This is a genomic window from Enterococcus sp. ZJ1622 (assembly GCF_011038845.1).
In the GTDB taxonomy this organism is placed as follows: domain Bacteria; phylum Bacillota; class Bacilli; order Lactobacillales; family Enterococcaceae; genus Enterococcus_B.
On record NZ_JAAKDW010000024.1, the window covers coordinates 1 to 14914 of the forward strand.

Annotated in this window: 15 protein-coding genes and 1 pseudogene; 13 read left to right on the forward strand and 3 right to left on the reverse strand. The window is 41.6% G+C overall.

Annotated features, from left to right (window positions below):
• The 4 genes and pseudogenes from G7Y42_RS14180 to G7Y42_RS14195 form a co-directional block, all read left to right on the forward strand.
• Positions 1 to 780, forward strand: a pseudogene (locus G7Y42_RS14180) (hypothetical protein); the annotation flags it as partial.
• A gap of 150 nt (positions 781 to 930) precedes the next feature.
• Entirely contained in the window at positions 931 to 1620 is a 690-nt protein-coding gene (locus tag G7Y42_RS14185) for a hypothetical protein (RefSeq protein ID WP_165007236.1), read from the forward strand.
• Between the two features lie 5 nt (positions 1621 to 1625).
• The gene (locus G7Y42_RS14190) at positions 1626 to 2609 is read left to right on the forward strand and encodes a sce7725 family protein (protein WP_165007233.1); all 984 of its coding nucleotides are present in this window, start codon (positions 1626 to 1628) and stop codon (positions 2607 to 2609) included.
• Positions 2610 to 2633: 24 nt separating this feature from the next.
• Positions 2634 to 3146, forward strand: coding sequence for a GNAT family N-acetyltransferase (locus G7Y42_RS14195; protein WP_165007230.1), 513 nt, complete (start codon positions 2634 to 2636; stop codon positions 3144 to 3146).
• Positions 3147 to 3228: 82 nt separating this feature from the next.
• Here G7Y42_RS14195 and G7Y42_RS14200 read toward each other — a convergent pair whose 3' ends face one another.
• The 3 genes from G7Y42_RS14200 to G7Y42_RS14210 all read right to left on the reverse strand — a co-directional run bounded on the left by G7Y42_RS14200 (position 3229) and on the right by G7Y42_RS14210 (position 6770).
• The gene (locus G7Y42_RS14200; RefSeq protein WP_165007227.1) at positions 3229 to 3777 is read right to left on the reverse strand and encodes a guanylate kinase; all 549 of its coding nucleotides are present in this window, start codon (positions 3775 to 3777) and stop codon (positions 3229 to 3231) included.
• Between the two features lie 75 nt (positions 3778 to 3852).
• On the reverse strand, positions 3853 to 5034 hold the full coding sequence (locus tag G7Y42_RS14205; RefSeq protein WP_165007224.1) for a nucleoside transporter C-terminal domain-containing protein: 1182 nt from the start codon (positions 5032 to 5034) through the stop codon (positions 3853 to 3855).
• Between the two features lie 227 nt (positions 5035 to 5261).
• The gene (locus G7Y42_RS14210) at positions 5262 to 6770 is read right to left on the reverse strand and encodes a DUF1846 domain-containing protein (protein ID WP_165007221.1); all 1509 of its coding nucleotides are present in this window, start codon (positions 6768 to 6770) and stop codon (positions 5262 to 5264) included.
• Positions 6771 to 6928: 158 nt separating this feature from the next.
• Here G7Y42_RS14210 and G7Y42_RS14215 point away from each other — a divergent pair, with 158 nt between their 5' ends.
• The 9 genes from G7Y42_RS14215 (at position 6929) to G7Y42_RS14255 (ending at position 14716) form a co-directional block, all read left to right on the forward strand.
• A complete protein-coding gene (locus tag G7Y42_RS14215; protein WP_165007219.1) occupies positions 6929 to 7120 on the forward strand; it encodes a hypothetical protein in 192 nt (63 codons plus the stop codon).
• A gap of 596 nt (positions 7121 to 7716) precedes the next feature.
• Complete coding sequence (locus G7Y42_RS14220) at positions 7717 to 8613, forward strand: viral A-type inclusion protein (protein ID WP_241161968.1); 897 nt, start codon at positions 7717 to 7719, stop codon at positions 8611 to 8613.
• On the forward strand, positions 8613 to 9722 hold the full coding sequence (locus G7Y42_RS14225; RefSeq protein ID WP_165007244.1) for a hypothetical protein: 1110 nt from the start codon (positions 8613 to 8615) through the stop codon (positions 9720 to 9722). The genes G7Y42_RS14220 and G7Y42_RS14225 overlap by 1 nt, the downstream gene beginning before the upstream one ends.
• A gap of 134 nt (positions 9723 to 9856) precedes the next feature.
• Positions 9857 to 10360, forward strand: a complete 504-nt coding sequence (locus G7Y42_RS14230) for a hypothetical protein (RefSeq protein WP_165007239.1) — start codon at positions 9857 to 9859, stop codon at positions 10358 to 10360.
• Positions 10357 to 10749: a DUF4430 domain-containing protein gene (locus G7Y42_RS14235; protein ID WP_165007213.1), complete on the forward strand. Its 393-nt coding sequence runs from the start codon at positions 10357 to 10359 to the stop codon at positions 10747 to 10749. The genes G7Y42_RS14230 and G7Y42_RS14235 overlap by 4 nt, the downstream gene beginning before the upstream one ends.
• 75 nt (positions 10750 to 10824) lie before the next feature.
• Positions 10825 to 11760 (forward strand): cation diffusion facilitator family transporter, encoded by a 936-nt coding sequence (locus tag G7Y42_RS14240; protein ID WP_165007210.1) that lies wholly within the window; start codon positions 10825 to 10827, stop codon positions 11758 to 11760.
• A gap of 132 nt (positions 11761 to 11892) precedes the next feature.
• Positions 11893 to 12672 (forward strand): AzlC family ABC transporter permease, encoded by a 780-nt coding sequence (locus tag G7Y42_RS14245; RefSeq protein WP_165007207.1) that lies wholly within the window; start codon positions 11893 to 11895, stop codon positions 12670 to 12672.
• Positions 12665 to 12982: an AzlD domain-containing protein gene (locus G7Y42_RS14250; protein ID WP_165007204.1), complete on the forward strand. Its 318-nt coding sequence runs from the start codon at positions 12665 to 12667 to the stop codon at positions 12980 to 12982. The genes G7Y42_RS14245 and G7Y42_RS14250 overlap by 8 nt, the downstream gene beginning before the upstream one ends.
• A 138-nt stretch (positions 12983 to 13120) precedes the next feature.
• Positions 13121 to 14716 carry a polysaccharide biosynthesis protein gene (locus G7Y42_RS14255; RefSeq protein WP_165007201.1) on the forward strand — a complete coding sequence of 532 codons (1596 nt, stop codon included), beginning with the start codon at positions 13121 to 13123 and terminating at the stop codon, positions 14714 to 14716.
• Positions 14717 to 14914: the final 198 nt, after the last annotated feature.

Sequence of the window (14914 nt, forward strand, 5' to 3'; positions counted from 1 at the left end):
TATGCTGTTGCTGATCTGTCGTTGGAGGAAAGCAGGCGGCTCGGTGGAGGATATTTTTTCCAAGGCCCCAATATTTATACGGTATTGACGCCAAGCCAACGAGTGGTCGCTGATCTGCTGACAAGATCAGGGAAACTACACAATTATGTCGATGAGAAAGACCTGATACCGATCGGCTATGGCAAAGACAAACCGATGGTCGGTCGAATGCGTCCAGTGTTGTCAAAAAAAGTCGGGTGGATCGACCAGCACATGTGGGGCGGGTATCAGTATGACCAATTCGGGAATGTGTTGCTTGATACGAAAGGAGAACCTGATGTCATCGGATTGGAGACCCAGCAGCGTCTTGCCGGTATCGAAAACCTGAAGAGACAATTTCTGGCAAAAGGCAGTCTGTCCTCTGCTCAAAAAATCTTTTTGGATGCCTCAAAAGCTAAAGCAGTCACTTCGGGTTACAAGAAGACCGTGCAATCAGAGATCACTGCCTTGAAAAAATGGTTCCAGACAGAAATCATCAATGCCGAAAAGCTTTGGCAGACCACTAAAGCAGATGCCCAGTATTGGGGCGGGAATTTGACTTATCACGAAGAAATGGAAGCCCTTGCTTCTGGTGGTGCGACCGAAAAGACCATCGTCAAAGAACCCGTGGAAACCTATGAACAATCATTAGCAGTGCTGCGAAAATCAGAAGAAACCCTGGATACTTTACTGCAAGACATCGAAAAAGCGATCGAAAACCAAGTCGATACAGACCGTGAATTAAGCCGTTATTTATTTTAGTAAGTATTCAATTGAAGTGGATGCTTACTCATACGAACTGTATATCAGTGCCTTGAATCTGTTATTCTATTTTTTCGTTCGATCCCATCTAGTATTTCTAGCCGATTTCATGTACAATGTAAGGCGAAAATATGTTCGGAGGGAAGAAATGTGAAAACGCCGTTAACTATCGAGATCGAAACGTCGCTGTATCAGTACTGCATTGAACAAGGCGGTCTAGTTGTAGAAGAAGTCACGATGCCAGATGAACAGGGAATTGTCGATACTTTGTGTTGCTTGACAAAATTTGATGGCAGTCGTGAATGGCGCTGCTACGAATTAAAAGTGACGAAAGCTGACTTCCGTTCAACAGCAAAACTCTCATTCGTCGGTCATTATAACTATTTTGTCTTACCTGGAGAGCTATATGAGGAAGTCAAGGAAGAAATACCCACAGGAATCGGCGTGCTCATCTATCGTCCATATGCAGTAGAAGAAGAGATGCCTGCTTCTGGGACATTTCTGATCGCAAAAAAAGCCGCAAAAAAAGAATTAGCAGTCTCCGAGGAGGCCTTGACTAATCGTTTTATGGCCTCCTTGTTCCGAGAAGTCCGCAAAGCAAAGCAGATGGAGCGTGGTGTGAAGTATTTTCCGACCGATCAACTGTATAAGGAATTAAAAAAACGCGCGGACGATCAGAATCCATTTTCGACCGAACGTTATTATGAACGTTTTATCGAAGAAATGACAAATCAGGCAATCACAGAGCTGCAAGAAGAAGTCACTGCCTTACAGCAGGATTATGAATATCTTCGCCAGCAGCAGAAAATCCGTCGCCTGCCGACAGAACCATTGGAGTGAGTACGATGTATTATCCTTATCTAAGAGGAAAGCAATTCGATTTGCTAGCATTAAAAGAAGCACTGTCTCGGGATCTTTTGTCCTCTAAGATTGAACCTGTGATCGAACCTGTTCGTGATTCTGCTACGCTGAAAAACGTGATCGAATTGTTTCAAAAACAGGACCATCCGTTGGCAGTCATTGGAAATCCGCAAGTCGGACAGTTCAAGCTTTTCGATCAGCATGTACATAGCTGGACGCTCAATGAAAACAGTACGATCGAACAAGCACTGATCATCACACCTGAAACTTTCCAGCAGATTCTCCATACACCTCCTGGTCTGATTGTTTTTGATGGTCAGCATTATCCGAAAGAAGCAGAGAGTTGGAAACAGCTGACGACGCTTCCTTCTCGCTTTTTGATCCCAGATGATAGTCGCATTCGTATTTGGCTTCCTGAGAACAAAATCGTGATTCGTGATTCATTCTCTATACGAAAACATGTCGAAAGTTATGGCGAAAAAAACGATGATTTTTTCAGCAACGATTATCTTTTCTATCAGCAAGATGGTTACAAAGGATTCTCAGATTTCACGATCGAAGGAAGCCGTTACTTTGACAAAGGGTTTCCTAGTCGTGCTTTGGCGATTCATTTGACTTACATCGACGCATACGGAAATATCCGCGTGAAACATTTTGTCTCAGATAGCAATGATTCGGCGAAAGATCAAGCACTCAAATTTTTCGAAGCAGCAGAAAAAATGAAACGTTGGATCATGCGCCATCACCATCAGCTGCTGATCACATCAGGGATGCTTGAGTTATTGACCTTGTATGAACAAAAAAAATTCCCTGGTCTCGGCGTACTGAAAAAATGGTCCTTACTGCATCATTTAGAACTCATCAGCCAATTGATCGATCATCCGACTGATTGGCTGAGATGTTATTCAAAAGTAAAAGAATTATATGAAATCATTCGTCCAATCGATTATAATAAACAAATAAAGTAAAATTATCGGCAGGTGAGCAACTAGATGTATATCAGAAAAACAACCGAAGAAGAACTCGAACGGGTGATGGAGATCATTGATGAGGGAGCAGAATATTTAGGAAACCAAGGACTGCCGCAGTGGCAAAACGATCAGAAACCGACGAAGGAAAAAATCTTGCAGGATATCCATCGAAACGAAAGCTATGTTTTGATTTATGAAGAGAAAATAGTCGGGACCGCTGCATTAGTAGCTGGGATCGATCCGGTATACACGGCGATTGATGGAGTTTGGCAAAAGACCGATGAACCTTATTTATCGATCCATCGTGTCGCTTTAGCCAGCAGCACTCGTGGAAAGAGGCTAGGGAAGCCGTTATTAGAACATCTTTTGACCGCAGCTGCTTGTCAGGGCATCAAAGATGTACGTATCGACACGTATCCGACCAATCATCCGATGGAAAGAACGATTTTCTCAGCTGGCTTCTCATATCAAGGAATGATCGAATTTCCGTTTGCACATGGTGAACGAAAAGCATACCAGAAAATTCTTTGTTGAATATTCGTCTGAAGCGTTGTATTTTATAGATCCGTGAAGAAGATGATTCGCCCCAGATGAGCAGAAGCTTATCTGGGGCGAGTCATCTATTGATCGCTTTTTTCAGTTTTTCCTTCGCCACATCGAATCTTCCATCATTTGAAATTTTAAGTAAAGAAGAGATAGAGGAGAGGCGTTGCAGTTCTTTTAGATCTTTTTCATAAAGAGAGAGCCTTTTTTGCAATTGTTCAGGCGAATCTCCTCGTTTTTCAAGTCGTTTTTGTAATGTTTCTTTTGACACAGAAATAAAAATGGGGCGTATGACCTCACCAAAATAATGATACAGATGCCAGAAACCGCTGGCTGTCAGCACAGCATAACAATTTCCTTTTGCAAGTTTTTCTCGGATTTCTGCTTTACTTGAGCCGTATTTATGATTCGCATAGCGATCCCACTCGGCAAAAGCCCCTTGTCTGATCATTTCCTCGAACTGCCTGCTTGAAACAAAATAATAATCTTCCTTGTTTCTTTCTCCTTGTCGTGGTAGACGATCCGTGTAAGTAATGATTTTTTGTTCAGGACTGAATACTGATTCTGCTAAAGATGTTTTTCCAGAACCAGAGGGGCCGATAAACACATAACAATAATTCATGATTTTCTCCTTTCGAAAACAAAAAGCCTTGAAAAATTTCTCTAAACGAAATATTTTTCAAAGCTTTTACGCGTATTATACCAATAATCCTGTGACGATCGCACTCAAAAAGCTGACCAGTGTAGCTGTCAACAAGATCTTCAAACCATGTTTTGCGACAAGATTCCCTTTTTCCTCATTCAGACCTTTCATCGCCCCAGAGATGATCCCGATAGAAGAGAAGTTTGCAAAGGACACAAGGAAAACAGACAAGATAGCTGTTGTGCGTTCTGTAAAGTGGAGGTTGCCAGTCGCAAGCTCTGTCATAGCCACAAATTCGTTGGTGACCAGCTTCGTTGCCATAATACTTCCTGCATCTACTGCTTCTTTCCAGGGAATACCGCTGATAAAGGCTAAAGGAGCAAAGATATAGCCCAAAATCTCTTGGAAAGTAATCCCGAAGATCCCATGGAAGATCGCATTGATCATCGCAATCAGTGCAACGAATCCGATCAGCATAGCTGCAACAGTGATCGCGACATGAAACCCGTCAAGGATATATTCACCTAGCATTTGGAAAAATGTTTGTTCTTTGTCTTCTTCGATCACCAGTTCATCTTCTTTTTCATCCAAAACATAAGGATTGACGATCGAAGCCAAAATATAACCGCCAAACAAATTCAGCACAAGCGCAGTGATTACATATTTAGAATCGATCAAGGCCATATATGAACCGACAATAGACATCGAAACCGTCGACATCGCAGAAACACTCATAGTGAACAGCCGTTTTTCAGATAAGAAAGGTAATTCTTTTTTGACAGAAATAAAGACTTCTGACTGACCTAAGATTGCGGAAGCTACTCCGTTGTACGACTCAAGTTTGCCCATGCCGTTGATTTTACTCAAACCAAGTCCGACTGCTTTCATGAACAACGGCAGGATTTTGATATAGCGCAAGATCCCGATGATTGCTGAAATAAATACGATAGGCATCAAAACTGAGAGGAAGAATGGGGCACTCCCTTTATTCGCCACACCCGCAAAAACAAAATCGACACCTTGACCTGCAAAATTAAGCAGATGATCGAACATTTTTGACAGCAGAGCAACCAGTGCTGTACCGAATGTCGTTCGTAATAAAATGAAACCAAGGACAAGCTGAAGCAAGAACATCACAATCAGTGGTTTCACTTTGATTGCTTTTTTATTACTGCTGATCAAAAAAGCAAGTCCTAATGTGACAATTAAACCGATAATTCCTAACAAATAACTCAAATAATCACTCCTAATCAAAATTCCGTTTTATTTTACCTGTTTTATAACGAAAATACTCATTTTTCATAAAAATTTCATTAGTTTTTTAGAGTAAAACGCATCCATTTTTTTGGTAGCGTTTAAACGATGCGACTATAAAAAAACTCTTAAAAGTTAGAGGTTGTCTTTGTCATTCGCACAAAGGCACCAAACATTCTTTAAGAGTTTTTTTAGTTTTTCTATTTATATTATTGGTAATAAAGATTTTCAGAAGGATAGACTGGAGCACAAGTGATATCGATACCCAGCTTCTTCAAGGTTTGTTCATCGTTTTTGTTCACCATGACTGTCGAGTGAGCTTGTGCGCCCTCCAATTCAGTCAGTTTTTCGTAAGCAACTTGTGCGATCGGATTCGTTACCGCACTGATCGATAAGGCGATCAAGACTTCATTGATACTCAATGTGTCCACGGATGAATGAAGTGCTTGTGATTTCATTCCTTGGATCGTTTCCAACACAAGTGGCGACAATAACGGGATATCATCTGCAATATGAGCTAGATGTTTCACTGCATTCAAGATCACTGCAGCCGAAGCATCCATCAACGTACTTGTCCGTCCTGTGATAATGACGCTATCAGGCAGTTCGATCGCAATAACAGCAGATGGATCTTTAGTGGGACTTTGGGCTTGGATCGTTTTTGCGTAATCATGCGCAGGAACGACGACTTTTCGGTCTTCAGGTCGTAATCCGACTTCTTCCATGATCAATTTGATCCGGTTCACTGCTTCTTCGTCAATCAAGCCTTTTTTGAAGTCACACTCCGTTTGGAAATATCGGCGGATGATTTCTTGTTTGGATGCTTCTTGGACAACTGCGTCATCGACGATTCCAAAGCCTACACGATTGACTCCCATGTCAGTAGGAGAGAGGTAAACTGATTCTTTTCCAGTGATTTTTTCAATGATCCGTTTGATCACTGGGAATGTTTCAATATCGCGGTTGTAGTTGACAGCGACTTTATTATACGCATCAAAGTGGAAAGAATCGATCATATTGACATCTTTCAAATCGACCGTAGCAGCTTCATAAGCAATGTTCAACGGATGCTTCAAAGGCACATTCCAGACAGGGAACGTTTCGAATTTCGAATAGCCGGCCGCATGTCCTTTTTGGCTTTCATGATACAGCTGGTTCAAACAAGTAGCTAATTTTCCGCTTCCTGGTCCAGGTGCAGTGACGACTACGATTGGTTTCGTCGTTTCGATATATTCGTTTTTGCCAAAACCTTCTTCTGAAACGATTTTTTCTACATTGACAGGGTAGTCTTCGATCTCCGCATGTTTGTAGACTTTGATATTTCGTCTTTCCAACTTGTTGATGAATACCTTCGTAGCAGGCTGGCCACTATAACGAGTGATGACGACACTGTTGATGGACAGGCCATAGCCACGCAGTTCGTCGATCAAACGTAGGATATCCATATCATAAGTGATCCCGTAGTCGCCACGGATCTTGTTTCGCTCGATATCCCCAGCATAGACACAAATCAGGATTTCTGCCTGTTCTTTCAGTTTTTGCAAAAGCTTGATCTTAGCGTCTTCTTCAAAACCAGGGAGTACACGTTTTGCGTGTTTGTCATCGACCAGTTTGCCGCCAAATTCTAAATACAATTTATCATAGTGATTTACTCGTTCAAGAATATACGCAGATTGCTCTTCGATATATTTCTCTGAATCAAAACCGATTTTTTTCACAAGGTTCCCTCCTTAAGTACTAAAGCATTTTTTCATTTTTTTGAGGATTCGTCAACTAGAAGAGGAAAATTAATCAAAAAATACCGGATACACCAATAAACAAGCTTGTCTGTAAACTGATTCATTGGTATGATAGTTTACGATAAGGAAGGTGTCACATGAAAAAAAGACAGAAAAAGAAAAACGCGTATAAAAAATATATTCGTTCTATTTTTACCGGTTATGAAAGAATGCTTGAAAATACTGAATTAGAAGAATTGAAGTTTTCGTATCTGAACGAAGAAACGCTTTTGACTCGCGATGAGCATCACCGCATTCATTTCACAACCAGAGATCTGCCTAATAAATAAAATGCCGACATGGCAAATGAAAAAGAGCGATCTTGTTCGTGGCAGCCACTTGCCCGGATTTTAGGTAAAAACTTGAGAAGCTGTGACAAAAGACTTGTCACAGCTTCTCTTTCCGAATAAACGGTGTTCTCCTGCCAACTCCTCGGGCACAAGTCACAATATTCATCAAACATGAGAAGCTGTTTGTTGAAATTGTTCTTTGTGCCTCAGAGTTAAACGGCAGGCGCACAACCTCTACACTAAACGGTGTTCAAAAGCTTGCATCTGCGGTAATAAGCCCAACCAAACGAAAAATATGGAGAGCTAGTTTTATTTGTCTGTTCTTATTACTTGATGCAGGGCAGCTTTTTTACAACCTCTGATTCACGGTGTTCCAACTGCTGCTTCTCGGCAATAAGTTCACTGAACAAGAAAATATGAGTAGCTATTTTCTGTTCAGTGTCCTTATTTCTTAAAGCAGAACGCAGTTGTCACGACCTCTTTTTGTCATGGCGCAGCATTCCTTTTTTATAACAATTTTATGAAGAAAATGGTACTATTGAGGTATCTATAAGCGAATCAGTGATTACAAGGAGGTAAGGAGAATGAAGGAATCTATGCCAAATGAGCATGATGAGAATAATACCCCTGAAACAAACGGGTTTACTGATCCATCTGAAGAAAGTAACGATTCTTTTTATGATATCAAAGAAAAAGCAAGTATGAACCTTTCCCAATTGTTAGAGGACTTGCAGTCTTTTGAAAAAGCCGTCCGAGAAGAAAACATTCCGGAAATCTATCAGTTGTACAATGGGCATCTGAATGCTGAACTGAAAAGAAGTTCAAATGAAAACCATGAAATCGACCAATTATTGATGCGAAAGATACATGACCGCTTTTTACAGCAGTTTCCATTCATGGAATTAGTTGAAACGATCTCTCCTACGATGAGTTATTACAAAATTGGCACTTATTATCATGAGCGTCCTACGATTGGGATCGATGCAAGTCTACCGGAGATCTTCGTACTGCCTGCCATCGATGAAGAATGGGCAGCCTACGCACAGCAGCAGTCAAACGACATTGACAAACGAATCAATGAATTAGATGCAAAAGTAATCACGGCTCAAACAGAGATCGAACGGCTGGATGAAAAAATCAAAAAGATCGAACGGCAAATGACGGAGCTGGATGATAACAAAGGGTTCTTGAATCGGAAAAAAATCGATGAAGAGATCCAAGTACTGGTGAAACAAAAGCAGGCACTAGCAAATGAAAAATTAGGCTGGCTTCCCTATGTAGAAGAACCGGAAAAAATCCAACAGCAAAAAGAAGCACTGATGCAAGAAGCAAAAGCCGATCAGCTTCGAGCAGCAATCGTTGAAAAAGAACAACGCCAGATTAATCGGTATTTTGGCAGTAAAGAAGCGTTTAGCCAAGCTATCCACCATTTTCTCATGGATTATCTCGGCAACGAGAATCCGGCATTGTCTGAAGAGGGAGGTTCTGAATGATGAACGAACACGATAAATTGGAATCAACGGAGAAAGAAGCAACAACTATAGAAGAAACTTCTGTCCCAGACACGATGGACCAATCAGACGAAGAGCAGTCGCACCCATTATATTCGGAAGAAGTGATGGAAGAAGAACCTGCTGAATATACAGAAACATTGACTGAAGAAACAAAAATCCACCAGAAAGAAACGATCGTTCCACAAAACAAAGAAGATTTTGATAATCAAAAGAACCATGAACTGGTCGAAAACCAGGCATACCTGGACGGAAAAGAACGAGACCACCAAGATATCGTCAGCCTGATCCACACTGCAGAAGCAGAGCTGGCCGACCTTCGCCTACGCAAGTATCTGATCGAATCGGATTTCAATGAGCTTCTAGAAGCTTACGATCGGTATCTTTTAGAAGGTGAGCCTATCTCTCCAATTGGTAAGACAAGTCTGGTGGAGTACTTTACCTATGAATTGCTGAAGCCTTTGAACGATATCGGACTGGAACTATCAAGTACCACTTATGATACATGGGAAACTCGTCATTTTTCGATCAATTATGCAATGAATGAACAAAACGAATTACTGCTTTCCTTTGTTCTGCCAACGATCGATCAGCGTTATCAAGTAGACTCAATGACGCTTCTCAAGATTTCACCAGAAAAGATGGAAATAGATGTACAAGATGACCGTGTCCTCGCTTTGATCCGCTATTGGTCAGTCGATCGGGTTTTCTCTGCAGGACAAATCACGATTTTCAACCATAAATTGAACCAGCTACTGAACCATGCAAGAAAGCTTGGCTTTGTGGTCAATCAAACGTTATTAGACAACACGAAACCGTTGCGTTTGAATTTGCAAAGCGAATTTGAGTTGACGGATCAAGTCCTTGATGATATTTTTATCGTGGCTATGAAAAATCCGAATTATGATATGGAAAAGATCGAAGAGGACAATTATCAAGTACTGCTAGATAAAGGACAATCATTGACGATCTCTAAAAGCGAAAACAATCAGACTGTACTTTCTGTCTCGTCCGGGGATTACCATCGTTCCGTGATTGATTTCTTTATCAATTACGAGTTCCTAGTTCCTTTGATGGTACGCAAGTCTTAAGAACTCTTGGATCCAAAAGCAGAAGATGAGGTCGCATAACGTATTCATCGTCACTTATTCAAAAGACTTGCGGCAGTTATCACTGATAATTGTCCCAAGTCTTTTACATTGGCAGGAGGAACCATCTGTTGAAGATTGAAACACGAAAACTCGCACAATTAAGTATGCTTGCGGCAGCTTGTACAGCTGGACGGATCATCTTCCAGTTCATCCCGAATGTCCAGCCGATGACTGCTATCTTTTTATTCACTGTTCTTTATCTAGGATTGAAAGATGCTTTGATCGTGATGAGTCTTTCGCTGATACTTAGCAATCTGTACTTCGGTATGGGACCTTGGATATTCGGTCAATGGTTCAGCTATTCGATCCTGCTAGCTGCTTTTTCTATCGTTTGCCGCAGCACATTCATACGTCACAGTTTCTGGCTGAAAGGAATCTTTTTCTTTTTATCAGGAATCTTGTACGGTGTCGGCATGACGATCACAGATAGCATACTTTATCAGCTTCCACAGCCGTGGGTCTATTATATGCAAGGTCTTTCCTTTGATATGATGCATGGGATAGGAAATATTGTTTTTTACTTCGTATTCTTGCCTTTTTCCACTCGGTTTGATCGAAGTACAGGAGGAATAAAATGAAAAAAATCATCTATAGCTTTTTGATACTGTCCGCAGGGTTGGTTGCTCTATCTAGCTGCACTGTGCCTTTTACCCGATCAGAAAACACAAGTGAACAAACGGCGTCTGTCACGCAGACGGCAACGATCGTTTTACAAGAAGAGGGGAAACCTTTTGAAACGAAGAAAGTATCGTTCGAAAAAGGTGAAGATCTATTGACCATCCTTCAGAATAATTTCGATATAAAAGAAGAGCAAGGGTTCATCACAGAAATCCAAGGGCATAAGCAAAAGAAGCAGGAACAAAAATATTGGATGTTCACAGTGGACGGCAAAAGTGCAACGACTGGAGCAAAAGAGACCAAACTTGGAAATGGACAGAAAGTCGTATTCAACCTAGCTGGAATCTAATCAGTAATGGTTGGGTTCAAGCCGTTTTTGACAAGGGAGAAGTCGAAAACGACCTAATGAAAGAAGGAATCTTAAATGGAAAATTTTAAAAAAAGTGGGATGTTCTCGGTGATCGCAGCATTAGGAGCGAATATCCTAGTAGCAGTCAGCAAATTTGTCGGCTATGCGATCAGCGGGAGTGCTGCTATGCTGAATGAAAGTATCCACAGTATCGTTGACTGTAGTAACCAGATCTTATTGTTGTTTGGAGACAAACGTGCCAATAGGGGACAGAGCGAACTTCATCAGTTTGGGGAAGGCCGCGCAAAGTACTTTTTCAGTACGATCGTCGCAATGATGCTTTTCTTCGGTGGTGGAGCATTAGGGGTGATGGAAGCTTTTGAGAAACTGACACATCCTTCTCATGAAGTAGGGAACCCAGTGATCGTGATCGCTATTTTGATTTTCGGTCTAGTGATTGAAAGCAGTTCACTGCATGTTGCTATGAAAGAGATCAGAGAATTGAATACCGAGAATCTATCGACGATGCGTTTTTTGCGGGAAAGTCGCCACAGTGAGATCTTGATTATCTTTACCGAAGATTTCTGTGCAGTGATCGGGCTTGTCCTTGCTTTAGCGGGAACGATCTTGACTTATGCAACAGGGATCGCAGCGTTTGATGCGATCAGCGGTTTATTGATTGGCTTCTTGCTGATGGGCGCAGCGATTTTCTTAGCAAAGGAATTTTACAGCCTGATTATTGGAGAGAGTGTCACTGCTAGCGATTTATCTAAAATCAAACAAGCATTCAATCGTCCAGAGATCAGCCGTCTGATCGATATCAAAACCGTTCATTTAGGCCCAACAGAGATTTTAGTTGCCGCTAAAGCGGATATCGTGGAAGCAAAAGAGAACCAGACCTACGCAATCATCAACGATATCGAAAAGATGATGCGTGCCTCTTTACCTGATAAAAAAATGTATATATACATTGAAACGGATAAATATGACCCGAATTATCGCCAAAAATAAAACAGAAATTCATGAATTGGAGCAAAAATGAGAAAAATATAATCTTGTTTTTAGATAAAACGGCTACAATTTAGCGAATTTATGTTACAATGAGTCCGCTGTTTATTTGTTGTAATTAAAGGAGATATTTTAATGAACAAAAAGAAAAGTGCGCCATGGCTTCAGTCTTTGCATGCAGTGATGCCGCTATGTTTGAGCTATATCCCAGTCGGATTGGCTTGTGGAGTACTGCTGCAAAAGGTTGGATTTGATCCGCTTTTGACAGGACTGTTATCGATTTTGGTTTTTTCCGGCGGCGCGCAGTTTTTAGTTGCCTCGATGCTTACCACACAAGCGTCCTTTGCAACGACACTTTTGATGGTCTTTTTTTTGGAATTGCGATACACGTTATTAGGGTCAAGTCTTTCTGTATTCATGAAAAAAGAGAAACGCCCTTTTTTAGCTGTGTTCTCGCAGTCTCTTAATGACGAAAATTATGCGGTCAACTATTTGAAGTTCTCAACAGACCCTACTTGGAACAAGCGTAAAGCACTTTATGTCAACTGGTTTTCCATGGCTGCATGGGCTGGCAGCAACATGATAGGAAATCTGTTTGGTTCTGTGATCCGGGTAGATGCTGATCTTGTTCATTTCGCGTTAACGGCGATGTTTATCTTTATGTTCATCATGCAGATGAAAAGTGCTCTGCTGGTGCTTACCGGATTGTTTTCGGGCGTATTGGGCGTGATCTTCATGGTCCTGTTCCAAAACACATTTGGCTTGATAGCTGCAACGATCATTGCCTCTTTAGCTGGATTTACATTAGAAAAAGCATTCAAAAAAGAAAAAGCAAAAAAATTGAGAGATCGCGGCAAAGAAGTCAACGAACCATTATTCAATTTCCCTGAACAGGAGGCTCAGCATCATGACTAAAATGTATCTTCTTTTGCTGGTGGCGTGTCTATTCATCGTCGCTTACGTTCCGCGACTGTTTCCGATGCTGTACTTTACACACCGAAAAGTCCCTGCATGGTTCAGCGAATGGATGAAATATGTACCAGTTGCTTTATTTGCAGCTTTGGCGTTCAAGGACGTGTTTATCACTCATGAACACTTAGATCTAGCTTGGAACACAAAGATCGTTGCTATGCTGCTTGTAGCAGGTGTAGCGTACAAGACCCGATCAATGGCTTTTTCTGTATTGACAGGACTTGTCTCAGTCTTTTTATTATCCATGTTTTAACCACGTTAGCCTTCTCTTTTGAGAGTGGCTTTTTTGTTTAGAAAAAGAGAAAAAGAAAACAGCGAGTTGTTGTTCCTTATTTTTTTGCTATAATAGGGAAGGTGCTTCGTTTAATAAAGGATAGTTGAGGAAAATCAGATGAATAAAAAATTGATGCAAGGAACCTTTTGGCTCACGTTTGCCAACTTGTTATGTAAAGTATTGGGTGTCGTTTACTTGATTCCCTGGTTGAGCATGATGGGAGACAACCAAGACGGTATGCTGGCGACAACGCTGTACAATGTCGGCTATCTTCCATATGGGTTGTTCTTGATGCTTGGAACGGTCGGTTTTCCAAATGCCATCGCAAAAAAAGTAGCAATCGCAACAAAAGAAGGGGATCGTGCAGCTTCTCGGATCATTTTCCGCAGTACGATCAATATCATGTTCGTGATCGGTATCGCTTCGGCTGTGCTGATGTACCTATTTGCCCCCGCACTTGCCGGTATTAGCCCGATCGCGAATGTAAACAACGGGATATTGGCGATCAGGAGCCTTTGTCCGTCTTTAATAGCGATTCCGATTCTCAGTGCCATGAGAGGCTATTTTCAAGGGAAAAACGATCTTCGGCCATACGGGACTTCACTGATCATCGAGCAGGCGATCCGTGTGCTGGTTATCCTGGCAGGGACGTATTATTTACGCGTATTGACAGACGGAACGATATTAGAAGCTGTTCTGATCAGTACAGTCGCTTCATTTTTCGGTGGTCTAGCGGCTATCATCCATATGTATGTCGTTGGTCAGCGAAAAGAGTATTTCATATTGAGAGATTTCTTGATATCGAGCCGTTATTTCCAGCGAGAAAACCGCTCTGCTTCTGTTTCCATCATACGTGAGACGCTACCGTTCATTTTTGTCGGTTCAGTGATTACGATCGTACAGATGATCGATCAAGTGACGATGAAACCGTTACTGCATTTTTTCAGACCGGAAATCGTCGATCAGCAATTGGAATTTCTTTTCAGCCGTGCTTCTGTGAATCCGAATAAATTGACATTGATCCTGATCTCGATGGTAGGAACAGTAGCGATCAGTAGCTTGCCGATTTTAAGTACATTGAAGAAAAAAGATCGCGCCCAGATCGAAAAAACAGTAGGAGACAGCTTTTCGATTGCTATCTTGATCCTGCTTCCTTCACTGACAGGAATGTCTTTGCTTGCAGGTCCACTATATACACTTTTCTTTGGGTATGACCCAGATAGTACAGGATATTTCCAGATGGCGTTATTGGCTTCGCTGTTCTTTTCGCTATTCACGATCTTGTCTACGATGCTCCAATCGCTAAATCATCATCGGTTTGCGATCCGTTTGACTGTCGAAGCGATTCTATTGAAAATCGTCTTCCAAGTCATCGGTCTGGCCTTGTTCGGAGGTTACGGAATGAGCTTATCTAATGGTGTGGCTTTCGGGATCGTCTTTATCCGGGGCTATCATTTCATGTGCCGAGAATATCGTATCGCACCATTAGCGAAAATCAGCGGTTTTTTCTTGAAGACTTTCCGTTCGACACTTATGATGCTACTCGTTTGTTTTATCCTGTTTTTCTTGTTGAGCCAGCAGCTTACGATGGCATCGAAAGGACACGCAGTCGTTTTTTGTGTCGTTTTGGGTGTCGTAGGCGGAATCGTCTTCTTGTTCGCGCAATTTGGCAGGCAGGGGCTTCAACTAGTGAAAAACATCAAACATCGATGATAGTATCAGATACTCAATCAAGACCTGATAATTTATATGAACTTGACCCACAGTGCTTATGTACTGTGGTGTTTTATTATTGTCTTTAGACCTAGTTGAGCTCGCAAAGCGAGTGAAACATAAAACCACCTGCTATGCGGGTGGGGAATAAAGGGTTCTACCAAAAAGCCCTTCAAATCGTTAAAATATGATTGTTCA